25 protein-coding genes are annotated in these 21,152 nt (G+C 62.3%); 13 read left to right on the forward strand and 12 right to left on the reverse strand.

Annotated elements, in window-relative coordinates:
* Positions 1-4: 4 nt before the first annotated feature.
* On the forward strand, positions 5-337 hold the full coding sequence (locus tag PV760_RS05220) for a metal-sulfur cluster assembly factor (protein ID WP_055975711.1): 333 nt from the start codon (positions 5-7) through the stop codon (positions 335-337).
* An 85-nt stretch (positions 338-422) separates the two neighbouring features.
* Here the strand turns inward: PV760_RS05220 and ypfJ are convergent, their stop codons facing one another.
* Positions 423-1,325, reverse strand: coding sequence for a KPN_02809 family neutral zinc metallopeptidase (ypfJ, locus tag PV760_RS05225; RefSeq protein ID WP_354627305.1), 903 nt, complete (start codon positions 1,323-1,325; stop codon positions 423-425).
* Positions 1,326-1,386: 61 nt separating this feature from the next.
* Between ypfJ and PV760_RS05230 the strand changes: the two genes are divergently transcribed.
* Positions 1,387-2,814, forward strand: a complete 1,428-nt coding sequence (locus tag PV760_RS05230; RefSeq protein WP_354627306.1) for a class I adenylate-forming enzyme family protein — start codon at positions 1,387-1,389, stop codon at positions 2,812-2,814.
* Positions 2,786-4,000 (forward strand): thiolase family protein, encoded by a 1,215-nt coding sequence (locus PV760_RS05235; protein WP_354627307.1) that lies wholly within the window; start codon positions 2,786-2,788, stop codon positions 3,998-4,000. Before PV760_RS05230 ends, PV760_RS05235 begins: the two co-directional genes overlap by 29 nt.
* Here PV760_RS05235 and PV760_RS05240 read toward each other — a convergent pair.
* The 3 genes from PV760_RS05240 to PV760_RS05250 are packed head-to-tail and all read right to left on the reverse strand — an operon-like array spanning position 3,985 to position 5,989.
* Positions 3,985-4,632: an energy-coupling factor transporter transmembrane component T family protein gene (locus PV760_RS05240; RefSeq protein WP_354627308.1), complete on the reverse strand. Its 648-nt coding sequence runs from the start codon at positions 4,630-4,632 to the stop codon at positions 3,985-3,987. The genes PV760_RS05235 and PV760_RS05240 overlap by 16 nt on opposite strands.
* Positions 4,629-5,366 carry an energy-coupling factor ABC transporter ATP-binding protein gene (locus PV760_RS05245; protein WP_354627309.1) on the reverse strand — a complete coding sequence of 246 codons (738 nt, stop codon included), beginning with the start codon at positions 5,364-5,366 and terminating at the stop codon, positions 4,629-4,631. The genes PV760_RS05240 and PV760_RS05245 overlap by 4 nt, the downstream gene beginning before the upstream one ends.
* Entirely contained in the window at positions 5,363-5,989 is a 627-nt protein-coding gene (locus PV760_RS05250; protein WP_055975724.1) for a biotin transporter BioY, read from the reverse strand. The genes PV760_RS05245 and PV760_RS05250 overlap by 4 nt, the downstream gene beginning before the upstream one ends.
* 276 nt (positions 5,990-6,265) lie before the next feature.
* On the opposite strand from PV760_RS05250, the gene PV760_RS05255 reads away from it, so the two are divergent.
* Positions 6,266-7,864, forward strand: coding sequence for an ABC-F family ATP-binding cassette domain-containing protein (locus tag PV760_RS05255; protein ID WP_018777586.1), 1,599 nt, complete (start codon positions 6,266-6,268; stop codon positions 7,862-7,864).
* Positions 7,865-7,893: 29 nt separating this feature from the next.
* On the opposite strand, the gene PV760_RS05260 is transcribed toward PV760_RS05255, so the two are convergent.
* Genes PV760_RS05260 through PV760_RS05275 form a run of 4 tightly spaced genes read right to left on the reverse strand, consistent with a single transcriptional unit; the run spans position 7,894 to position 10,002 of the window.
* Positions 7,894-8,379 carry a YbaK/EbsC family protein gene (locus PV760_RS05260; RefSeq protein WP_055975727.1) on the reverse strand — a complete coding sequence of 162 codons (486 nt, stop codon included), beginning with the start codon at positions 8,377-8,379 and terminating at the stop codon, positions 7,894-7,896.
* Positions 8,363-9,229, reverse strand: coding sequence for an SURF1 family cytochrome oxidase biogenesis protein (locus tag PV760_RS05265; RefSeq protein ID WP_275779386.1), 867 nt, complete (start codon positions 9,227-9,229; stop codon positions 8,363-8,365). The genes PV760_RS05260 and PV760_RS05265 overlap by 17 nt, the downstream gene beginning before the upstream one ends.
* Positions 9,230-9,502: a hypothetical protein gene (locus PV760_RS05270; protein WP_110504624.1), complete on the reverse strand. Its 273-nt coding sequence runs from the start codon at positions 9,500-9,502 to the stop codon at positions 9,230-9,232.
* Complete coding sequence (locus PV760_RS05275; RefSeq protein WP_110504625.1) at positions 9,499-10,002, reverse strand: DUF3099 domain-containing protein; 504 nt, start codon at positions 10,000-10,002, stop codon at positions 9,499-9,501. The genes PV760_RS05270 and PV760_RS05275 overlap by 4 nt, the downstream gene beginning before the upstream one ends.
* Before the next feature lie 153 nt (positions 10,003-10,155).
* On the opposite strand from PV760_RS05275, the gene PV760_RS05280 reads away from it, so the two are divergent.
* The 3 genes from PV760_RS05280 (at position 10,156) to PV760_RS05290 (ending at position 13,545) form a co-directional block, all read left to right on the forward strand.
* Complete coding sequence (locus tag PV760_RS05280) at positions 10,156-10,881, forward strand: beta-ketoacyl-ACP reductase (protein WP_039241251.1); 726 nt, start codon at positions 10,156-10,158, stop codon at positions 10,879-10,881.
* 116 nt (positions 10,882-10,997) lie between these two features.
* The gene (locus PV760_RS05285; protein WP_018777592.1) at positions 10,998-11,750 is read left to right on the forward strand and encodes an SDR family oxidoreductase; all 753 of its coding nucleotides are present in this window, start codon (positions 10,998-11,000) and stop codon (positions 11,748-11,750) included.
* Between the two features lie 265 nt (positions 11,751-12,015).
* The gene (locus PV760_RS05290; RefSeq protein ID WP_354627310.1) at positions 12,016-13,545 is read left to right on the forward strand and encodes an ATP-binding cassette domain-containing protein; all 1,530 of its coding nucleotides are present in this window, start codon (positions 12,016-12,018) and stop codon (positions 13,543-13,545) included.
* A 65-nt stretch (positions 13,546-13,610) separates the two neighbouring features.
* Here the strand turns inward: PV760_RS05290 and PV760_RS05295 are convergent, their stop codons facing one another.
* The 3 genes from PV760_RS05295 to serB all read right to left on the reverse strand — a co-directional run bounded on the left by PV760_RS05295 (position 13,611) and on the right by serB (position 15,448).
* The gene (locus PV760_RS05295; RefSeq protein ID WP_018777594.1) at positions 13,611-13,979 is read right to left on the reverse strand and encodes a hypothetical protein; all 369 of its coding nucleotides are present in this window, start codon (positions 13,977-13,979) and stop codon (positions 13,611-13,613) included.
* Between the two features lie 196 nt (positions 13,980-14,175).
* Complete coding sequence (locus PV760_RS05300) at positions 14,176-14,457, reverse strand: hypothetical protein (RefSeq protein WP_055975743.1); 282 nt, start codon at positions 14,455-14,457, stop codon at positions 14,176-14,178.
* Between the two features lie 97 nt (positions 14,458-14,554).
* Entirely contained in the window at positions 14,555-15,448 is an 894-nt protein-coding gene (gene serB, locus PV760_RS05305; protein WP_079581453.1) for a phosphoserine phosphatase SerB, read from the reverse strand.
* A gap of 110 nt (positions 15,449-15,558) precedes the next feature.
* On the opposite strand from serB, the gene PV760_RS05310 reads away from it, so the two are divergent.
* From PV760_RS05310 to lplAB, 5 genes are all read left to right on the forward strand, one after another.
* A complete protein-coding gene (locus PV760_RS05310; RefSeq protein ID WP_039241258.1) occupies positions 15,559-16,344 on the forward strand; it encodes an ABC transporter ATP-binding protein in 786 nt (261 codons plus the stop codon).
* Between the two features lie 17 nt (positions 16,345-16,361).
* On the forward strand, positions 16,362-17,147 hold the full coding sequence (locus PV760_RS05315) for a sulfite exporter TauE/SafE family protein (RefSeq protein ID WP_354627311.1): 786 nt from the start codon (positions 16,362-16,364) through the stop codon (positions 17,145-17,147).
* Positions 17,148-17,154: 7 nt separating this feature from the next.
* The gene (locus PV760_RS05320) at positions 17,155-17,964 is read left to right on the forward strand and encodes a TrmH family RNA methyltransferase (protein ID WP_039241262.1); all 810 of its coding nucleotides are present in this window, start codon (positions 17,155-17,157) and stop codon (positions 17,962-17,964) included.
* Positions 17,965-18,105: 141 nt separating this feature from the next.
* A complete protein-coding gene (locus PV760_RS05325; RefSeq protein WP_017200906.1) occupies positions 18,106-18,363 on the forward strand; it encodes a type B 50S ribosomal protein L31 in 258 nt (85 codons plus the stop codon).
* A gap of 86 nt (positions 18,364-18,449) precedes the next feature.
* On the forward strand, positions 18,450-19,550 hold the full coding sequence (lplAB, locus tag PV760_RS05330) for a lipoate-protein ligase LplAB (RefSeq protein ID WP_179128360.1): 1,101 nt from the start codon (positions 18,450-18,452) through the stop codon (positions 19,548-19,550).
* 78 nt (positions 19,551-19,628) lie between these two features.
* Here the strand turns inward: lplAB and PV760_RS05335 are convergent, their stop codons facing one another.
* A complete protein-coding gene (locus PV760_RS05335; protein ID WP_079581450.1) occupies positions 19,629-20,327 on the reverse strand; it encodes a helix-turn-helix transcriptional regulator in 699 nt (232 codons plus the stop codon).
* 73 nt (positions 20,328-20,400) lie between these two features.
* Between PV760_RS05335 and PV760_RS05340 the strand changes: the two genes are divergently transcribed.
* Positions 20,401-21,141, forward strand: coding sequence for an alpha/beta fold hydrolase (locus tag PV760_RS05340; protein ID WP_354627312.1), 741 nt, complete (start codon positions 20,401-20,403; stop codon positions 21,139-21,141).
* The last annotated feature ends 11 nt before the right edge of the window (positions 21,142-21,152 follow it).

The following is a 21,152-nucleotide window of genomic DNA, read 5'->3' on the forward strand; positions in this document are numbered from 1 at the left end:
TCCCATGACCGAAATCAAAGCGGCGCGTACCAGCCTCGAGGACGTCGAGGAAGCGCTCAAGGACGTCATTGACCCCGAACTCGGAGTCAACGTGGTGGACCTTGGCCTCCTCTATGGCCTGAAGTACTCCGACGAGGACGGCGCCCTCCTGATCGACATGACGCTGACCACGGCGGCCTGCCCGCTGACGGATGTGCTTGAAGAACAGGTTGGCAAGTCCCTCGACGGAGTTGTTGACGATTGGCGCCTGAACTGGGTCTGGATGCCGCCATGGGGTCCGGAGCGGATCACCGACGACGGCAAGGACCAGATGCGGGCCCTCGGCTTCAACATCTGATCCGGGATTTCCGCCTGCTAATGCGGGCATAAAGAAGGGTTCCGGGCTATATGCCCGGAACCCTTCTGCTCTTTAAGCGTGAAAGCTATGGGGTTGCCACTCCGAAGGTGTCGCACTTGTTGATGTCACCTGTGCTGTAGCCCTGATAGAACCACTTCTGCCGTTGTTGGCTGGATCCGTGCGTCCACGATTCGGGAGAGACCCGTCCGGTGGCGGCCTCCTGGATCCGGTCATCTCCGACGGCGGAAGCAGCCGACAGCGCGTCCTGCAGGTCCTGCTCGGTGAGGGGATCAAGGAACGGCTTGCCGCTGGCATCAGTCTGCGTGGTGGCGTGGCGAACCCACAGCCCTGCATAGCAATCGGCCTGAAGTTCCACCCGAACGCCTCCCGACTGGGGTCCTTGCGGATCCTGCTGTGCCCGGTCGAGGTTGCCCAGGATGTTCTGGACATGGTGACCGAATTCATGGGCCACCACATATTCCTGGGCGAGCGGGCCGCCCGAAGAGCCAAACCGTGTCACCAGTTCATCGAAGAACCCGGGGTCGAAATAGGCCTTCACGTCGGCGGGGCAGTAAAACGGCCCGACGGCCGTGGTGGCCGGACCGCATCCGGTGTTGGTGGCCTGGTCAAAGATGACCGTTCCTGGCCGCGAGTATTTCACATTGTATTGGGCCAGGTAGTCGGGCCAGAAAGCGTTGAGGCTGTTAACTGTTCCGGTGATGCGGCAGTCGAGGCGCTTGTCCGCGTCAGCCCCGGTCTGGCACTCCTGCACGCCCCCTGCTCCGGTTCCGCTTTCGACGGCGGGAGGCGGACTCCCTCCACCGCTCAGGTCTCCGAGGATGTTGGGGTTGATACCGAAGAGGGCGAGCAGCAGCACCACGATGCCACCACCGATGCCACCACCGATTTGGGTCCCTCTGCCCATACCACCGCCACGTCGGTCCTCGACTTGGGACGGGTCAAGCTGCGCGCCATCGTTGAAACTCATACTGTCAGAATAGACGTCACTTTTGATGCCAGGGTGCGGACACTGCCGTAAAATTGGCTGGATGCCTTTCCTGGACAAACTTCACATCTGGGCTGATGAGCGCCCGCACGACACCGCCGTCGTCGTGGGCAGCAGCCGGATCACGTGGGCCGGACTTCGCGACGGCGCAGCAGGACTGCTGGCCGCCTCCGGCTCCACGACGGTGCTGGCCGAACCAAACTCCGTTGACTTCGTTGAGCGGTACGCTGCCGCCGTCGCGGGGGAGCGACGCTGCGCAGTCCTTGACCCCCTCTGGCCTGCTCCAATGATTGAAGACGTAGCCTCGCGCCTTGTTGAATCCCGCAACTGCGGCGCAGCCGAAACTGCCGGAACAGCCGGAACCGCAATGGGGAGCGGTCTGCAGGACGGAGATCCTTCAAGCACGTTCCTGGTTGGCCTGACCTCGGGTACTACCTCTGTTCCCAAAGCCTTCACCCGTTCCCGCCGCTCGTGGCAGGTCTCGTTCGAGGCTTCCATCGAATTCTTCGGACTCTCGCAGGATGACCACACGCTGGCGCCGGGCCCGCTTTCCGCGAGCCTGAACCTTTATGCCCTCTCCGAGTGCCTTTACGCCGGGGCCGCGTTCCACACCCTCGAATCATTCGATGTCGGAGACGCCCACGCGTCCATCAGCCATGACGGCATCACCCGCTTGGTCCTTGCCCCCACCATGCTGCGGTTGCTGAGCGAACGGGGCTTGGCGGGCGACGTGGACGCCTCCGCTATCCGCAGTATCATCTGCGCCGGTTCGAAGCTGGACGCGCGGACCCTGGAAGCGGCCAGGCGCTGGGCACCGCATGCTGCCATTTATGAGTACTACGGCGCTTCGGAGTTGAGTTTCGTCTCGGGTACCCGGCTGGCCGCCGGTGAACCGCTGGATGTGGGGGGCACGGGCATCGGAACCCCCTTCCCGGGCGTGGAGCTCAGCATTCTCGACGACGCCGGCAACGTCTTGCCCGAAGGCACCCACGGCAACATCAGCGTGCGCAGCGGAATGGTCAGCAATGGCTACTTGTGGGGCGACGACGGGCACGCCCTGCGCTGCGTCAACGGCTGGTACACGGTAGGGGACCAGGGCTACCTCCGAGGAGGAGTCCTCCACATTCTTGGCCGGGGTTCGGACATGATCGTCACTTCAGGGAAGAACGTGTACCCGCACGAGGTGGAACTGGCCATGGCCTGTGTGCCGGGCATCGAGGTGGCGGTCGCCGCCGGCGCACCTGACGACATCCGCGGTCAAAAGGTGATTGCCGGCGTCGTTCCTGCCTATGGCGCCGTCACGGCGACTCAGCTCCGCACCGGGCTCGACGGCCTGCTGGCGCGGGATAAGTGGCCGCTGCAGTTCTACCTGCTCTCCGAACTGCCAATGACGGATCGTGGCAAAGTCAGCCGTAAGGTGCTGCTGGATTGGATCAAGAACCATGATTCCAGGGCACAGCCCCTTGGTTAGCACGGCGACGCAAACGGATCCCGCCCGGCAACCTGTCATCATTGCGGCCCTTCGATCGCCGGTTTGCCGCGCCAACGGGCAGCTCAAGCATCTCCGCGCGCCGGATCTCCTGGCACCGGTCCTGGCTTCGCTGCTGGAGTCCACGGCGGTGGAACCCTCGGACGTGGACGACGTCATCATCGGCAACGCAGTGGGCGGGGGTGGAAACCTCGCCCGGTACGCCGCGCTCCAGGCCGGCTTGCCTGTCACCGTCCCGGGGCTAACGGTTGACCGTCAGTGCGGCTCTGGACTGGACGCCATAGCGCTGGCATCCCGGCTGGTTGCCGCCGGTGGTGATCCGCTGTTCCTGGCCGGCGGCGTCGAAAGCATCAGTACGGCCCCGGCCAGGGCCAACAAGGATCACGACGGCGGACTGGAGTTCTACTCCCGGGCCACCTTCGTGCCGCCACAGTTCGGAGACCCGGACATGGGAGTCGCTGCGGAAAATGTTGCCAGGACTTTCGGCGTGACCAGGGAGAGGCAGGACGAGTATGCCCTACGCAGCCACCGCCGCGCAGTGGAGGCTGCCGCTGCGGGCCGATATTTCGACGAAATCGTCCCGCTGAGCGGCACTGATGGGCCCGTGATGTCCGATGACGGTCCCAGGCCTTCGCTGCGACCCGCTTTGATGGCCCGTTTCCCGGCCGCCTTCGTGACCGGTGGAACAGTCACGGCAGCGAACTCGTGCTTCGACGCGGACGCCGCGTCCGCCGTCGTGGTGACCTCCATGGCGCGGGCACGCGCGATGGGTGCGGTGGACGGACTCGAGGTGCTTGGCAACGACACGGCAGGCGTTGATCCGGATCTGCTGGGTATTGGTGCCGCCCATGCTGCCGAACGATTGCTCGCCAGTCGTGGTGTGGCAGCAAACACGCTGGACCTCATCGAGTTCAACGAGGCGTTCGCATCGCAAACCATCGCATGCCTGGAACACTTGGGCCTGGATCCTGCCCGGGCGAACCGTGAAGGCGGTGCCCTGGCGTTGGGTCACGGGTACGGTGCATCGGGGGCCGTTCTGGTGACGCGGCTCTTGGCGCAGGCCAGGACACGGTACCGCGAGACAGGATCCGGGGCCCTCGGGCTGGCGATGATCAGCATCGCCGGCGGTATGGGCACGGCCAGCCTTTTGCGTTACTCGCGGCTCTGACTCAAGGGGGCTTCGTCGGCTTCGCCCAGCCCCCTGGCAGCTAGGGCGTCGCCGGTCAGCCGTGCATAGGCCACGGTCGAGATGAACACGGGCAGGACCAAGGCCCTGGGGTTCCGTTCAAGGCCCCGGGCGCGCGCGGAATCCCGGACATCGGCGAAGGCGCCGGCGATAAACGGAATGCTGCGGAGCATCACGGCAATGGTCAGTGCGAAACGTTCGGGATCGGCGCCGAACCGGCGGAACGGTTTGGAGATGGAGACCACGCCATCCAGCAAATCCTGCACGGGGGTGGTGGCGGTCAGCACTGAAGCGGCCACGACGCATACCAGTACATTCAGCACGATGCGCGCCGCTGTTGGTCCGCCCAACTGCCACCACTGGAAAAAACCGATGGCCAGCAGGATGGGCGTGACCGTCCAGAGGGATCCCAGGAGTCGTTTGATCCCGGCGCCGCTGAGCAGGAAGAGCCCGCACATGACGATGAAGACGGCCAGGGATACTGCCCAGTCGACAATCAGGAACGACGCCGTTCCGCAGGCCGCCACCACAAGGAATTTCAGCCACAGGGGAGTGCGGTGTATCAGGGAACTGCCAGGGACGTGCTGTGCGAGCAGGTGGCCGTGGCCCCTCACCTCGGTAACCCTTCCACGGGCATTTCAACTGCTGTACCTTCGTACAGCGCACGGTAATGGGCCACGGCTTCGGCCGCGCCGCCGTCGAACACTATGCGACCGTCCTCCACCACCAGGACCCGGTCCATGTCGAGGACCAGGTCGAGGTCATGCGTGGACATGATGACCTGTTGGTCCAGCCCCGCAATGGTCCGGCGCAGCAGTTCGCGGTTGCGCAGATCCAGCAGGGTGGACGGTTCATCAAGGACCAGAACCCCGGGGTTGACGGCCAGCACCGCGGCCAGCGCGAGCAGTTGGCGTTCTCCGCCGGAGAGTTCATAGATGCTCTGGTCGGCTACGCGGAGGAGCCCGAAGCGGTCGAGGACGGCTTCAGCCCTGGCAGTACGTTCCTTGGGGTTCCTGACGGAACGCCGCAGGGACAGCTCAACATCTTCCCGCCCTGTCGGCATCACCAGTTGGGACAAAGGATCTGTGAAAACGAAACCTACGTTCGCCCGCACCCGGCGGACATCTGCATCCGTGCTGCGGCCATGCACCACGACTGTTCCATCAGTGGGAGCCACCAGACCGTTGAAGAGCCTGAGAAAGGTGGACTTGCCGGAGCCATTGGCGCCGATCACACCGATACGACGCTCCGTGAGCTCCAGGGAAAACCGGTGCAGCAGTGTCTTGGGTGCGTCGCCGGTGTCGACAGCCACGCGCACCGAGACCCCATTGAAACTGATGCTGTTCAACTTCCCTGCTTAACCCGACGTACCAGGACATCCGGGAATGCCTTGTGAATTGCCAGTGCGATGATCACGGCCAGGACGTTCTTGAGGGTGTCCCCGGGAAGGAACGGCAGGTCAGCGAGCAGTGCCTTGCTGAAGTCGAGTTTGGCGTTGACCATCATGCCGAGGATGCCCAGGCCATGGACAACAACGAGACTGCTGGCCATGGTGGCAGCGAACAGCCAAAGTCCCCGGTATTTGACGGTCCTGCGGATCACTACGGCGGCAAGGTAGCCTGTGGCCGCCGCCGCCAGCGGGAAAGCGATGATGTACCCGGCCGAAGGGCTCGCGAGGATACCCAGGCCGCTGCGGCCTCCGCTGAAGATGGGCAAACCTGCCAGGCCCAACAAGACATAGAGTCCGACGGCGGCGAAGCCGCGACCGGCGCCAAGTACCAGTCCGCTGAGCATCACGGTCAGGGTCACCAAAGTGATGGGCACACCAAGGGCGCCCACCGGAATGCCGGGGACGATCGACGACGCGGCCACGAGGGCTGCAAAGACGGCGATGAGACCGATATCGGTTGCGTTCCAGCGTTTGCGTGAGGTGGTGGGCCGCTGCACAGTGACAGCATCGGTCTTGCTCATGACGGGTCCTAACGGATGAGATGGGTGCGATGAAAGTATTTGTTTCCCCTGGCTTCGACAATACGGATGCGGGGCGACGTGGATTTTGGAGCCTCCCTACAAGGGTGCTCGGGGAATCTTTGGTCGTTGGCACAGTTTCCGCTGTTGGAAGAGGATGTCAGTCCGTGCCCTGGGTGCCGGTAGACTTGAACAGGCTGTTCTCACGGTCGCACCCCGCCGCACTCATCGGGCCCACCGGCCCCCGCAGGCGTTCCCCATTGAAAGGCATCACCCGAATTGATTACCGTCCAGGAACTCGAACTCCGCGCCGGCGCACGCCTGCTCATGGACCAGGTCAACTTCAGGGTGGACAAAGGGGACAAGATCGGGCTGGTCGGCCGCAACGGTGCCGGCAAGACGACCCTGACGCGCGTCCTGGCAGGGGAGGGTCTTCCCGCAGGCGGCAAAGTGACGCGCAGTGGCGAGATCGGCTACCTGCCCCAGGATCCCCGGACGCCTGACATGGAACAGCTCGCCCGCGATCGTATCCTCTCGGCCCGCGGCCTGGATGTGGTGGTCGGAAAGCTGAAGAAGGCACAGCAGGAGATGGCCAGCGAAGATGCGTCCATCCAACGGAAGGCCATGAACCGGTACGACCGCTTGGAGTCGGAGTTCCTGGCCGGTGGCGGGTACGCCGCGGAGGCAGAGGCTGCCGCCATTTCCTCGAACCTGGCCCTTCCGGAGCGCATCCTCAACCAGCCGCTCAAGACACTGTCCGGTGGCCAGCGCCGCCGTGTGGAACTGGCCCGCATCCTGTATTCCTCGGCCGAAACGCTGCTGCTCGACGAACCGACCAACCACCTCGACGCCGACTCCATCACCTGGCTGCGGGACTTCCTGAAAGACCACCAAGGCGGTTTGATCGTGATCAGCCACGATGTGGAGCTGCTCGAGGCCACGGTCAACAAGGTCTACCATCTGGACGCCAACCGCGCCCAGATCGATTACTACAACATGGGCTGGAAGCGTTACCTCCAGCAGCGCGAGACCGATGAGCGCGCCCGTAAGCGCGAGCGTGCCAACGCAGAGAAGAAGGCCCAGGTCCTGATCGACCAGGCAAACAAGATGCGCGCCAAGGCCACCAAAGCCGTTGCCGCTCAGAACATGGCCAAACGTGCGGAACGCCTTCTCGGCGGGCTTGAAGCGGTTCGTGAAAACGATCGCGTGGCCGCCCTGCGCTTCCCGGATCCTTCACCGTGCGGCAAGACCCCGCTCACCGCGGAGGGCCTGAGCAAGTCCTACGGTTCCCTGGAAATCTTCACGGATGTGGATCTGGCCATCGACCGCGGCTCCAAAGTGGTCATCCTCGGCCTCAACGGTGCCGGCAAGACCACCCTCCTGCGTATGCTGGCCGGCGTCGACAAGCCTGATACCGGCGACATCATCCCGGGCCATGGACTCAAGGTGGGTTATTACGCCCAGGAGCACGAAACGCTGGACCACGAACGTACGGTGCTGGAAAACATGAGGTCCTCGGCTCCGGACATGAAGGACGCTGAGGTCCGCGGGATCCTGGGTTCGTTCCTGTTCTCCGGAGACGACGTCGACAAGCCCGCGGGAGTGCTTTCCGGTGGCGAGAAGACACGCCTGGCGCTTGCCACGATTGTGGCTTCGAGCGCCAATGTGCTGCTCCTTGATGAGCCCACGAACAACCTTGACCCTGCCAGCCGTGCCGAAATCCTGGGTGCGCTGAAGAACTACAGCGGCGCCGTCGTCATGGTCAGCCACGATGAAGGCGCAGTGTCAGCCTTGAACCCGGAGCGGGTAGTGCTGCTCCCGGACGGTGTCGAGGACCACTGGAACGAGGACTACCTGGACCTCATCACCCTGGCCTAAGGGCCGGCGGTGCCCCCGCATGCATCGCGCTAACGAACCAGGAGTTCTTCGGCGTTCGTGATCCTGCGGAGTTCTTCATAACTGATGGAGAACATGGAGTTGTGGTCGCCGGCGCCGGCCCAGAGGACGGGGTGCTGTTCCAGCGAGGCATCCAGGATGGTCCGGATCCTGCCGGGGTGGCCCAGCGGGGCCACTCCACCCACTTCCTGACCCGTGTGCTCCAGCACGAATGCAGGCTTGGCGCGCCGGATCCTGCCGGTCCCAAGCTGATCTGCCACGAGTGCGGTGTCAACCTTGGCAGCGCCGCTGGCAAGGATCAGCAGCGGTTCGCCATCGACATCGAATATCAGGCTGTTGGTAATAGCTGCCACCTCGCAGCCAAGGACCGCCGCTGCGGCTGCGGCCGTAGGCACCTCGTCATCGAATACTTGGACTGTGTCCTTGGCGCCGGCGGCTATCAGGGCCGACCGCACGTTGTCCACGGGATCAGTAGCCGGTTCAGTAGCCTTGTGCATCCAGGATTGCGTCTTCCTCTTCTTCGGCTGTGGGCCGCTTGTTCTTGCGCGGGGCAGGGGCACGGCGCTTCGGGCTTCCGCCGGCGGCCATGATCTGCTCGTCCTCTTCGTCTTCGGCGTCGATGGCAGCGTTGCGGGCCTGTTGGCGTGCGGCGTAGCCGAACCCAATGAACATCAGGACTCCAAAGGCGAACCATTGAAGGGAGTAGGAGAGGTGGGTTCCTTCTTCGGTGGCCGGTTTGGGGAACGGTGTCGGCATGGGCTGCACGGCAGGGTTCTCGCTGGCCAGCTGTCCGTAGGCTCCGGTGGCGATGGGATAAGAAAGTTCAGTGGCAAAGCTTGCCAGGTCAATGGAGGCAAGCTGCCCGTCCACCGCCCCGCGGTCCAGCTTCGGTTCGGCGGGCTTCAGGCGCGCAACAACGGTGACCTCGCCTGTGGGAGGCGCCGGAACGACGTCGGGACGGCCCGGTGTGTTGTTGCCGATCGGCAGCCAGCCGCGGTCGATCACCACCGCCTCGCCGGTGGTGAGGCGGAAAGGAACCACGACGTCGTAGCCTGGCTGGCCGTTCAACGGGCGGTTGCGGACAACGCGCTGCCCGTCGATGTCGTAGCTGCCGCGGAGTTGGACCTGCGTCCATTCCCGTTCGGGATCCAGCGCGTTGAACTGGTCCTTGATCTCGGAATAGGGGATGGGCGTCGCGGAATAGTTGCTGACAACGCGATTGATTTCGGCGAGCGTCTCAGCCCTGCGGTCCATCTGCCAGCGCCCCAAAAACACACAGGCAGTCGCGAAAATCACGGCCAAAACGAAGTACCCCAGCCACTTGCTGGAGAAGAGGAAACGGTACATTCAGCGGGCCTCGTTCACTGCCGGATCATCGGTAAACGGCACCGTCTCTTTCCAGAGGCCCCGGGTCTGCAAGTAGTCTTCAAGCCATTCACGGTGCTCATCGCACGCAAGCCACACCTTTCGACGCTCCGGCGTGTGGATGCGAGGATTGTTCCACAGAAGCTGCCACCCGGCATCCTGGCGGCATCCCTTCCGGGAGCATGTGACCGCTGCTGTGGCGCGACCGGAGTCCTGGCTGCCCAAGCCTGCGCTGCCAAGATTAAAGATATTCATGAAGCCGTCCGTCCGTCGCCGGGGTTGCCGGCTTCTCCTGCGTGGTCATTCGTTCCGGGGTCTGCTTCTCCGTCGACCGGTGGATCGTCCACCAGTTCACCCTGAAGCACCGTGGGCGCGTCGCCATCCTGGTCATCGTCAGGCAGGTCCGACCGCTCGAGTTCCGGAACTGCCACATAGTCCAGCAGTGAATCGCTGTGGTCCTCGGCTTTGTCGTTGCCGTTGGCGATGACCACAGCGATCCAGGGAAGAAAGACCGCGCCTGCAATGGCAATAATCTTGAACCAGCCGTCAACGACGAAAATCAGGACGATGCAGACCATGCGGATCCCCATGGCGACGGCGTACTTGATCATTCGTTCGCGCATGTCCTCGGAGTGCGCGGCAGCGGCATCGGTGATGCTGTGGACTTCGGGGTCGCTGGAGACCGCGTCCGGTTCCCCGGGCACTTGCTGCAGGGGGCTGTTCTCTCGTGTCACAGCTGAATCATCACGCTCCAAAGGCCTCTTCCAATTCTCTCACCAAGGCCATAGCCCGCCCAAACCGCGCAGCGTGCCGGTTACCCGCGGGTTGCTGCAGGCGGCGGATAAGATCGAGACAGGAAAATCCCTCTTCACGCGGCATTCGATGACCGCAGAACCTGGAGCAAAAGCATGTCTGAAGCAGTATCCACCGGTCGCAGCGTCCTGATCACTGGCGGTAACCGCGGCATCGGCCTGGCCATCGCGGAATCATTCCTTGCCAACGGCGACAAGGTGGCTGTTACCTACCGCAGTGAAACAGAACTCCCTGAGGGAATCCTGGGCGTAAAGGCCGATGTCACTGATGAAGCTTCGATCGATGCGGCGTTCAAGGTTGTCGAAGAGGCGCACGGGCCGGTTGAGGTTCTGGTGGCGAACGCAGGCATCACCAAGGACACGCTCCTGCTGCGGATGAGCGAAGACGACTTCACCTCGGTTCTCGACACCAACTTGACGGGAGCATTCCGGGTCATCAAGCGCGCCAGCAAGGGCATGATCAGGCTCCGCAAGGGCCGTGTGGTGCTTATCTCATCCGTATCCGGCCTCTACGGAGCTCCGGGGCAGATCAACTACTCCGCTTCCAAAGCCGGAATGGTGGGTATCGCACGGTCCCTGACGCGCGAACTGGGAAGCCGGGGCATCACCGCCAACGTAGTGGCACCCGGGTTCATCAACACGGATATGACAGCAGAACTGCCGGAGGACACACAGAAGTCCTACCTCGCCAACGTCCCGGCCGGGCGTTTCGCTGAGGCATCCGAAGTGGCCAACGTTGTCCGCTGGGTGGCCAGTGATGAGGCCGCCTACATCTCGGGCGCCGTGATCCCCGTTGATGGCGGCTTGGGAATGGGCCACTGACCCACTACCGCAAACGGTAGTTTTTGTCCGGGGCCGACAACGGATTTCATCGTTGCCGCTGGCATGATGGAATCCGAGCCCACGGAATTTGGATGAACTGAACAAAAGGAGCACGAATGGGAACGCTGGATAACAAGACCGCCATCGTCACGGGGTCTTCCCGCGGAATCGGCGCTGAAGTTGCCAAGATCCTCGCTGGCGAGGGTGCCGCCGTCGTCGTTAATTACCGCCAGAAGGCACCCCGCGCCAACAAGGTAGTGGCCGAAATCCAGGCGGCCGGCGGTCGTGCAGCTGCGGTTGGCGCAGACCTCACCACCGACGAAGGCGTGCATGCCCTGGCCAGCACAGCCATGGAGCAGTTCGGCTCCCTCGACGTGCTCGTGCTCAATGCCTCAGGAGGCATGGAAAGCGGCATGGAGGAGGGCTACGCGCTCAAACTGAACCGCGACGCCCAGATCAACATGCTCAACGCTGCCGTGCCCCTCATGCCGGAAGGTTCGCGGGTGGTCTTCGTGACCAGTCACCAGGCTCACTTCGTGGAGACCGTTCCCACCATGCCTGAGTACGAGCCCGTGGCCAAGAGCAAGCGCGCTGGTGAAGACGCCCTCCGTGCGTTGCTGCCCAGCCTCGCAGACAAGGGCATCTCTCTTGTAGTGGTTTCCGGCGACATGATCGAGGGGACCGTAACGGCAACCCTTCTTGACCGGTCCAACCCGGGAGCCATCGAGGCCCGCCGCGCAGAAGCGGGCAAGTTGTACTCCGTGGAAGAGTTCGCCGCTGAGGTCGCCAAGATGGTGACAGCCGATGTCGAATCCGGACACACCGAGTATGTCGGCGGCGCGGACTACTTCAGCAAAAACGCCGAGTAACTGCGGCTTCTTTCGTTGCGGCCCGGGACTTGTCCCGGGCCGCTTCCTTTTAAGCACCAGATGATGACATCTTGATAAATTCTGACAAATCTCGCGTCACGAATTGCCAGTGATGGTTTTGTTATTCTTTTTTGCCTTTTGTTAGGTCTTCTGATTGACTCAGCACTGCATCCGGACCCTTTATAACTTCAGTGCTTTTCTGGATGCTTTGCGCATTACGGCCTTTCGACAGCCGTTCACGCATTAGTGCGGATTAGGAGCTTCTGTGGACCTGCTATTGCATGCGGATGGTATTCATGCCTCACATGACCAGCGCCGCATCCTCAAGGGTGTCGATTTCTCATTGCATCGAGGCGAGATACTTGGACTGATCGGAACCAACGGGGCAGGGAAGACCACCCTGATGGATGTCCTGTCGGGATCGCTCAGGCACGAGTTCGGATCCATGACGTTGGCGGGAGAAAAATACGGTCCCGATTCGCGCGAAGAAGCGCAGGCCTGTGGCGTGGGGATTGTTCCGCAGAACTTCCGCCTCGATCCCGATATGACAGTGGCCGAGGCCGTGTACCGGGGCACCTTCCAATCCGGAAAGGCCCATACGGAACTTCGGGGACCCGCCCTGAAACTCATCAAGGACGCCGGCTTGGACCTGGATCCTGACGCGACGGTGGGCACCCTGGTCCGGGCCGAACAAACGCTCGTTGAAGTCTTGCGGATGGTGGCTGAGGAAGCACAACTGGTCATTATGGATGAAGTGGCTGCTTCCCTTCCGGATCACGACGTCGCCGCCCTGCACCAGGTCCTCCGAATGCTGATCAACCAAGGGCGGGCGATCATCTACATCACCCACCGCCTCGATGAAGTCCACTCAATCGCGCACCGCATTGCCGTGTTGCGTGATGGCAGGGTCCACAGAGTCGTTGAGGCCAGCCGGACCGACGCCGATGAACTGGCTTTCCTGTTGCTGCAGCACAAGCCGGCGGGCGGCCAGCGGCCTGCGGAGCCGGCCGGCGATGACGAGGTGCTGCGGGTCATGAACCTCAATGTTGAGGACTCAGTCCGGGACGTGACCTTCAGCGTCGGCAAAGGCGAAATTTTCGGACTGCTCGGAACCCATCAATCGGGTGTCTACCACTTGCTCGAATCATTGGTGGGTAGGAGGCCCCGCACCTCGGGAGAGCTTTTCCTGCATGGACAGTCCATTGACATCCAGGGTCCTGAGGACGCCCTGCGGCACAGGATCGGTTACCTCTCGGACGACGCCGGACACGTGGAAACAACAACCAGCATTGCCACCGGCCTGCGTGAGGATTCTGTCGAAGCAGGATTGCAGGACGAGATTGCCGGGCTCCGTGGAGTGATAGACCTTGTGCGCCGCATGCGCATCAGCACGACGAACATCCACGGTTCTGTTACAAACCTGTCAGGCGGGGACCGCCAGAAGGTCTCCCTCGCCAAATGGATGACGAGCGGCTGTGACGTGTTGATCCTGAGTCATCCGAGCCGCGGCATCGACATTGGGGCGAAGGACGTTGTGTACCAGATGCTCAACGAACTGAGGGAGACAGGTGTCGCGATCATTCTGCTGTCCTCGGATCTCACGGAACTAGTCAACTGGTGCCACCGGATAGGAGTAGTCCGCGATGGTGAGCTTGTCACCATCGAGGCAAACGCCAACACCAATGAGGACGTTTTGGTCTACCACATGCTGGGCAAAGCCGTCGCCTCGGCAAACAGTGGTGCCCGGAGGGTGAAGAGCCAGCGCCTGGAGACAGTGTCCGAAGACGGCCACTAACAGGGGACAGCCACTGATAAGGGACGGCCGCGGTCAAGCGGCCGTCCCCATGCTGACGACCTTGATCAGATGGTGATTCCCTTGGCTACGTTGTTGAGTTTGTGACGGGCCAGGGCGAGGTTTGCGTAGGTACGATCGAGCACCAAGTACACAAACAATCCCTTGGAGTCACGTGAATTCAGGACGTTGATGAGGTGGTACTGCCCACCCAGGGTGATGAGAATGTCTTCGATATCTCCGTCCAGGCTGAGGTCAGCCATGGTGCGCAGCTTTGCGCTCACCACATTCGAGTTTCCGGCCGCCGCTACCCCGAGATCGAATCCGGGGTTTCCTCCCTGCGCGAGTGCCATGCCACTGGAATAGTCGACGACGGCCGCGCCAGTAGCGCCTTCAATGGACAGCAGTTGCTTTATGGCTTCATCAAGCGTGCTCATGTTGCATTCTTCCTGTTTGGTAATGACTTCAGTGGAATACGGGAGATGGACATTTGCTCTCGATTCCTCCAACAGGGTAGGCACATTCGCCGATTAAAAAGCAGCTCGATTCCAAGATTTCGTGAATAATCCGCGCTCGACCCATCGCGGGTAACAATCAAATTACGTATTCGATTTCTTGCGTCACGAAATCGAGTCACGTGTTTCTTGTGACATTCGCATGCCGGGGTCCGACACCCCGAAAAGGAACGGTTTCGTCCGTCGTCCCTGGCCCGCGGGAGGGCTGTGCGCGTCTTCCGTGGTGCCTCCGAACCACGACTGCCGCCAGCGGCACCAGGACAAGCACGGCGAAGGACCCGATAAGGGCGGCTATCGCCGCACCAAGAATGAGTATGGCCATGAGGCCGATCTGGACAATCGTCGCGTCAAGGCCGGCCATGCCAACGGACGCTCCCACGTGTGTTTGCTGAATAACCATCTTTCGCTCCTGGGGATCTGGTTGCTGTGAGTCACCAATAGGTGGGACAGCAGCGTCGATCGTGTCGCGAAAAAACCGGGAAGTCCGGAGAGCCCGGTCAGACGTTGGCGATGTGCCGCACAGCGTCGAGGTAGGGCATATTGATCGCGGCGTCCGCCACTGCACGGACCGCGGGCTTGGCGTTGAATGCCACACCGATCCCGGCCGCGCCCAGCATGTCGAGGTCGTTCGCGCCGTCACCGACAGCGATCGTGTGCGCCAACTCGATTCCCTCGGCCGCAGCCCACTGCCTCAAGTACTTCTCCTTGGCAGCCCGATCGATGACGGCCCCCAGGACTTTGCCGGTCAACGCGCCGTCGACGATTTCAAGCTCATTGGCAATCCAGTAATCAAGGCCCAGATCTTCTGCGATGGGCCCAAGGATCTGGTTGAAGCCACCGGAAACAACAGCCACCACGTGGCCGGCCGCCTTGAACGCGGCCACGAGTTCTGCCGCCCCCAAGCTGAGGCGTACCTCGTCGCGGACGGAATTCACGACGTCGGCCGGCAGGCCCGCCAACACGGCCACACGGGCATGGAGGCTCTGCGCAAAATCCAATTCACCCCGCATGGCAGCTTCGGTGACGGCAGCGACCTCTTCGCGCTTGCCCGCATATGCTGCGAGCAGCTCTATGACTTCCTGCTGGATGAGCGTTGAATCCACATCCATGATGAGCAGCTTGCGCCCTGCCTGCCGAAGGCTTGCAGGTACCAGGGCGGTATCGGCGCCCTCGACGGCAGCTTCGGCCACCCGGCGTCGAAGATTGGACAGCTCGGCGGGCGAATCAAGCCGCACGTTCAATTCAGACGTAAAGACGCCGAACCTGTCATCGCCGCTGTGTGATTCCGCTGACACTTCTGCGCCTGCGTCGGCCAGTACCTTGTGCACGCCCTCAAGCGAATCGGGGGATAGTTTCACGCCATAGCTGACCGCAGCCAAGTTCGAAGTCATGGCTTCAATCCTACTGAGGGCGCTCCGTCCACCCGAAACTGTTTCGACTCATATACGAGCAGAAACATCAGTTATCAGTCATGTGCAGTTTTGTCCTAGTGTCTACTGCTATGAGTGATGTTCTGGAATTGGCCTCCGTCAGCGTTGTCCGCGGCAAGAAGACCCTGCTGGACAAGGTGGACTGGCAGGTCAACGAAGGCGAACGTTGGGTCATCCTTGGCCCGAACGGCGCGGGCAAGACGACTCTTCTCCAGATTGCGGCCGCGCGACTCCATCCCAGCAGCGGCAAGGCCGGGATCCTCGACGAAACCCTGGGTCGTGTCGATGTCTTCGAACTCCGGCCCCGGATCGGACTCTCCTCCGCAGCGCTGGCTACCCAGATCCCCGAGCATGAGAACGTCCTGAACGTAGTGGTCACTGCAGCGTACGGCGTCACCGGCCGCTGGCGGGAAGGCTATGAGCGCGACGACGAACGTCGCGCCTTTGGCCTCCTGAACGACTGGGGGATGGGCCCCCTTCTCAACCGCACCTTCGCAACGTTGTCTGAAGGTGAGCGGAAGAGGGTACAGATCGCCCGCGCCCTGATGACCGACCCCGAACTGCTCTTGCTGGATGAGCCTGCCGCCGGCCTTGATCTTGGCGGGCGCGAAGAGCTGGTTCACAAACTCGGCGAACTCGCCAGCGACCCGGCCGCGCCGGCCATGGTCCTGGTGACCCACCACCTTGAAGAAGTGCCGCCGGGATTCACCCACGCCATGCTGCTCCGGGAAGGGGGCGTGGTGGCTGCCGGTCCCATCAAGGACGTCCTCACTGACGAGCACCTCGGCAACACTTTTGGCCTGGCGCTGGACGTTTCCGAAAACGCCGGGCGCTACACAGCCACCGCACGGCGCTAGGGCGGTCCGGGACAAACGTGGAGATTCTTAGCAGCATCCTGGTCTTTTTTGCGGGCTTGTGGGCCGGCACCATCAACGCAGTAGTCGGCTCGGGCACCTTGGTGACCTTCCCCGTGCTGATCGCCCTGGGTGTGGCGCCCGTCGTCGCTTCCATGAGCAACGCCATGGGTCTCGTAGCCGGTACGGCCGCCGGCGCCTGGGGTTACCGCCGCGAACTGGCCGGCCGCGGCAGGCAGCTGCTCAAGCTGATGCCGGCATCGCTGTTGGGTGGCATCACCGGTGCATGGCTGCTCCTCCACCTGCCGGAAAAGGTGTTTGGCTACGTGGCACCTGTCCTGCTGGTCGCAGCCTTGCTCATGGTGCTGTTCCAGCCCAAACTCCAGGCATGGATCCGCAACAGGGAACAGAACCCCGAGCATGCCATCAAGGACAAGAGCCACGGCATCCTCCTGGTGGTCATGATCTACCTCGCCGGGGTTTACGGCGGTTACTTTGTGGCCGCGCAAGGAATCCTCCTGGTGGGGATCCTCGGAGTTTTCCTCTCCGGCACCATGCAAAATGCCAACGCCATGAAGAACATCCTCACCCTGACGGTGAACATGGTTGCCGCTGTTTCCTATCTCATCTTCGCCTTCGACAGAATCAACTGGTGGGTCGTCCTGCTCATTGCCGTCAGCTCCACGATCGGCGGGCTGCTTGGATCGAAGGTTGGCCGGAAGTTGTCGCCCAAGGTGCTGCGCGGCGTCATCTTCACCCTCGGTATTGTGGCGCTTGGCTTCATGATCGCCAACCTCCTGAAGTGATCCCGGGGTGACATTCCACTACCTTGAGTCCGCTGACGATCCACGCGTCAGTGACTACACAACACTTACCGATGTGCACCTCCGGAAGCTCCGGGAGCCTCGCGAGGGCATGTATATCGCCGAGTCATCCAGGGTCCTGCGCAGGGCGTTGGCCGCCGGCCACCAGCCGCGTTCCTTCTTCCTGGCCGAGAAGTGGCTGGAGGACCTCACCGACGTCTTCCAGGCCTATCCGGACGTGCCAGTATTCATTGGGAAAGCGGCACTCCTGGAGGAAATCACGGGCTTCCACCTCCACCGGGGAGCCATGGCCGCCATGCACCGCCCGGCTCCCGTCCCGCTGGAGGAGCTCCTGGCATCCGCCAGGCGCGTCGCCGTGCTCGAAGACATCGTGGACCACACCAATGTGGGGGCTATTTTCCGGTCGGCGGCTGCACTGGGGGTGGACGCCGTCCTGGTCTCGCCACGGTGCGGCGACCCGTTGTACCGCCGCAGCGTGCGCGTCAGCATGGGCACGGTCTTCCAGGTCCCCTGGGCACGTTTGGAGAGCTGGCCACAGGACCTGGGCCGCCTCAAGGAACAGGGCTTCACCGTGGCAGCCATGGAACTGACAGACGACGCCCTGGACCTTGACGACCTCGCCGCCAGGGAGCTCCCGAAACTGGCGCTGGTGCTGGGAACCGAAGGTGCCGGCATGAGCGCAGAGACCCTTGCCGCCGTCGACCTCGCCGTCAAGATCCCCATGCGCGCCGGCGTCGATTCCCTCAACGTGGCGGCTGCCTCCGCCGTGGCATTCTGGGAACTCCGTCCGCGGGGCTGACGCCGGTTCGTATGGCGTGTTCGTTTCGGCTATGATTGCTTGTTGGCCCGGAAGCTGGAATGTTGCATTGCAGTCCACGGACCACCTCCATTCATACCTGGCAGCTGGCAAAATCCAGTTGCGTGAACAAAAGGTCCCATTATGAAGTCTGATATCCACCCGAAGTACGAAGCTGTTGTATTCAACGACCTGGCTTCCGGTACGCAGTTCCTGACCAAGTCCACCGTGTCTTCCTCGAAGACCATCGAGTGGGAAGACGGAAACACCTACCCGGTTATCGACGTCGAAATCTCCTCGGAGTCCCACCCGTTCTACACGGGCAAGCAGCGCATCATGGACTCCGCTGGCCGCGTCGAGCGCTTCAACGCCCGCTTCAAGGGCTTCGGCGGCAAGAAGTAACCACTTCACCCCAAGGCTTTCAAAAGCCCGCATTACCGGATTCTCCGGCAATGCGGGCTTTTGCGTTTTCCGGCAAGATGGAAACCATGACTTCCCAGCCGACACCTGAAACCGATAACGACGACGCCGGGACCCGCCTTCACGGCGAATATAAAGTTCCCGGCGGCAAACTGGTGGTGGTGGACCTGGATGTGGTGGACGGCCTGTTTGCCAACGTTTCGCTGAGCGGCGACTTCTTCCTCGAACCCGATGAAGCCCTGCAGGACATCAATGGGGCACTGACAGGACTTCCCGGGAACTCAACAGCAGCAGATATTGCCGCGGCGGTCAGCGCCGGATTGCCCTCCGGCGCAACGCTGTTCGGTTTCTCCGCAGAGGCTGTGGCGATTACAGTCCGACGCGCATTGTCCAAAGCCACCAGCTGGGACGACCACCAGTGGGACGTCATCCCGCCGTCAGTTCTCCCGACCCATGTGAACGTCGCACTGGACGAAGTACTGACCGAAGAAGTCGGCGCCGGGTTGCGTAATCCCACGCTAAGGTTCTGGGACTGGGAGGAGCCATCAGTAGTCATCGGCAGCTTCCAGTCGGTCAAGAACGAAGTTGATCCTGAGGGCGTTGCCCGCCACGGCATCACCGTGGTCCGCCGGATCAGCGGCGGCGGAGCCATGTTCATGGAGGCCGGCAACTGCATCACGTATTCCCTGTACCTGCCACAGACCCTGGTGGACGGCATCAGCTTCGCCGACTCATACGCGTTCCTGGATGCCTGGGTCATGGCAGCACTCGAGAAGCTGGGAATCACCGCTTTTTATGTGCCCCTCAATGACATCGCAACGGACCAGGGCAAGATCGGCGGAGCCGCCCAGAAGCGGCTTGCCAACGGCGGCATGCTCCATCACGTCACCATGAGCTACGACATCGACGCCGACAAAATGGTCGAAGTGCTGCGGATCGGCAAGGAGAAGCTTTCGGACAAGGGCACCCGCAGCGCCAAGAAACGCGTGGACCCCTTGCGTCGCCAGACCGGCATGGCGCGGGCCGCAATCCTGCAGGCCATGCAGGACGTCTTTACCGAGCGATACGGTGCCTCAGAGTCCGTGCTCACTGAAGCAGAGCTCGCAGAAGCCAGGAAACGCGTGGACTCCAAGTTCGGTACCAGTGAATGGTTGAACCGGGTTCCCTGATCATCATGACCGGAGTTGGATTGACCGGAGTTGGATTGACCAGAGTTGGATACTGCCGGGTTCTGGATACTGTCGGGTTCACTGCGCACGCCCATGCACCGGCCGGGCGTTCACCGGGGGCTCGCCAACTTCGTCGATGGTATGGCCGCTGCAGGCAGTTGTGGTGACGCTGGCCCCTTCGATGCGGGAAACGGTAAACCATCTCATCGCGTCGCGCAGCCGGCACCACCCCACCAGGTACCACCGGCCGTTCGTGGAGGCGAAAAGCACGGGTTCCACGTCGCGGATGGTCGTAGTCCCGTCTGCCGAGGTGTAACTGATACGGACCACTCGCTGCGCGGCCATTGCTTCCTCCAGCGCTGACCTGGTTTTGCGCGACGGGGAGCGAACCTCATTGACCCAGATGCGACCGGCCAGTTCGTCTGCTTTAGCCTTGGTTCCGGGATCGAGGACGTCCAGGATTTTGTGGATACCCGCTGCGGCCAGGTCTGCGTACGGCGCGTCGGGCGCTGCGGACACAGCCGCCATGAGGGCCACGGCCTGTGCCGGGGACAGGGTGACGGGCGGCAGGGAGGACCCTGCAGCCAGTCCGTAACCACCGCCGGGACCTGGGCGGGACCAGATGGGCGCCCCACTGTTCTCCAGGGCATCAAGGTCTCTCTTGACGGTTCGTACGGATACCGCGAACTCCCTGGCCAGCATTTCGGCGGAGACCCCCCGGGCACCGCTGCGGCGCAACATCTCAGAGAGGGCATGGAGCCGTTCGACTCTTCTCACTCTTCGAATCTTCCCAAATTCATGACACAAATAGTGACATACCCTTGTCCACGGCGCCTGCGAGGGTGGTGTCATGACAACTTCCACTAACCGCCCAACCATCATTCTCCTCGCCGGCCACTGGTTGGGCGCTTGGGCCTGGGACGAGGTCCTGGAACACTTGGGGTCCCATGACTCACGCGCGACGGCATTGACCTTGCCCGGCCTCGATCCCGACGACCCCAACCGTGCCGCGAGGACCCTCGACGATCAGGCAGCAGCGATCCTGGACGCCATGGCGCGACTCGGGGTATCCGAAGACCAGCCGGCGGTCCTCGTCGCCCACAGTGGTGCAAACGCACCTGCCAGCCTCGTCCTGGACCGACGCCCTAAGCTCATCCACCGAATGGTCTGGGTAGACTCGGGCCCTCTGGCGCCGGGAAGTATCTTCGCCCCGGACTTTCCGTACGGCTTGGCGGAGCTTCCGTTGCCGTCCATCGATGTCCTCGCAAGCCAAGCGAGCCTGGAAGGCCTGAACACCGGGGACCTTGAGCGCTTCCAGGCCAGGGCTGTCCCGGAACCCGGCCCCGTGCTTCGTCAGCCCGTCGAGCTCACGAACGATGCCCGCCGCAAGGTCCCCACCACACTGGTGTGCTGCTCGATACCCGGCACGACCGTGTTGGAGCTCGCCCTCTCAGGCCATGGCATGTTTGCCGAAGTCGCGCACATCGAGAACCTCGACGTTCTTGACCTCCCCACGGGGCACTGGCCCATGTGGAGCCGTCCCCGCGACCTCGCCAGGGCCATTCAGTCAGAAGCTACCCGGAACAACTGAAGAGCATTCCT

It is taken from the genome of Paenarthrobacter sp. CC6, assembly GCF_040560085.1.
Taxonomy (GTDB): domain Bacteria; phylum Actinomycetota; class Actinomycetes; order Actinomycetales; family Micrococcaceae; genus Arthrobacter; species Arthrobacter nicotinovorans.

Bases quoted from the DNA above. Each gene is read 5' to 3' on its own strand.
- PV760_RS05220 (WP_055975711.1), top strand. From the start codon at position 5: ATGACCGAAATCAAAGCGGCGCGTACCAGCCTCGAGGACGTCGAGGAA.
- ypfJ (WP_354627305.1), bottom strand. From the start codon at position 1,325: ATGAGTTTCAACGATGGCGCGCAGCTTGACCCGTCCCAAGTCGAGGAC.
- PV760_RS05230 (WP_354627306.1), top strand. From the start codon at position 1,387: ATGCCTTTCCTGGACAAACTTCACATCTGGGCTGATGAGCGCCCGCAC.
- PV760_RS05235 (WP_354627307.1), top strand. From the start codon at position 2,786: ATGATTCCAGGGCACAGCCCCTTGGTTAGCACGGCGACGCAAACGGAT.
- PV760_RS05250 (WP_055975724.1), bottom strand. From the start codon at position 5,989: ATGAGCAAGACCGATGCTGTCACTGTGCAGCGGCCCACCACCTCACGC.
- PV760_RS05260 (WP_055975727.1), bottom strand. From the start codon at position 8,379: ATGCACAAGGCTACTGAACCGGCTACTGATCCCGTGGACAACGTGCGG.
- PV760_RS05265 (WP_275779386.1), bottom strand. From the start codon at position 9,229: ATGTACCGTTTCCTCTTCTCCAGCAAGTGGCTGGGGTACTTCGTTTTG.
- PV760_RS05270 (WP_110504624.1), bottom strand. From the start codon at position 9,502: ATGAATATCTTTAATCTTGGCAGCGCAGGCTTGGGCAGCCAGGACTCC.
- PV760_RS05280 (WP_039241251.1), top strand. From the start codon at position 10,156: ATGTCTGAAGCAGTATCCACCGGTCGCAGCGTCCTGATCACTGGCGGT.
- PV760_RS05285 (WP_018777592.1), top strand. From the start codon at position 10,998: ATGGGAACGCTGGATAACAAGACCGCCATCGTCACGGGGTCTTCCCGC.
- PV760_RS05295 (WP_018777594.1), bottom strand. From the start codon at position 13,979: ATGAGCACGCTTGATGAAGCCATAAAGCAACTGCTGTCCATTGAAGGC.
- PV760_RS05300 (WP_055975743.1), bottom strand. From the start codon at position 14,457: ATGGTTATTCAGCAAACACACGTGGGAGCGTCCGTTGGCATGGCCGGC.
- serB (WP_079581453.1), bottom strand. From the start codon at position 15,448: ATGACTTCGAACTTGGCTGCGGTCAGCTATGGCGTGAAACTATCCCCC.
- PV760_RS05310 (WP_039241258.1), top strand. From the start codon at position 15,559: ATGAGTGATGTTCTGGAATTGGCCTCCGTCAGCGTTGTCCGCGGCAAG.
- PV760_RS05325 (WP_017200906.1), top strand. From the start codon at position 18,106: ATGAAGTCTGATATCCACCCGAAGTACGAAGCTGTTGTATTCAACGAC.
- lplAB (WP_179128360.1), top strand. From the start codon at position 18,450: ATGACTTCCCAGCCGACACCTGAAACCGATAACGACGACGCCGGGACC.
- PV760_RS05340 (WP_354627312.1), top strand. From the start codon at position 20,401: ATGACAACTTCCACTAACCGCCCAACCATCATTCTCCTCGCCGGCCAC.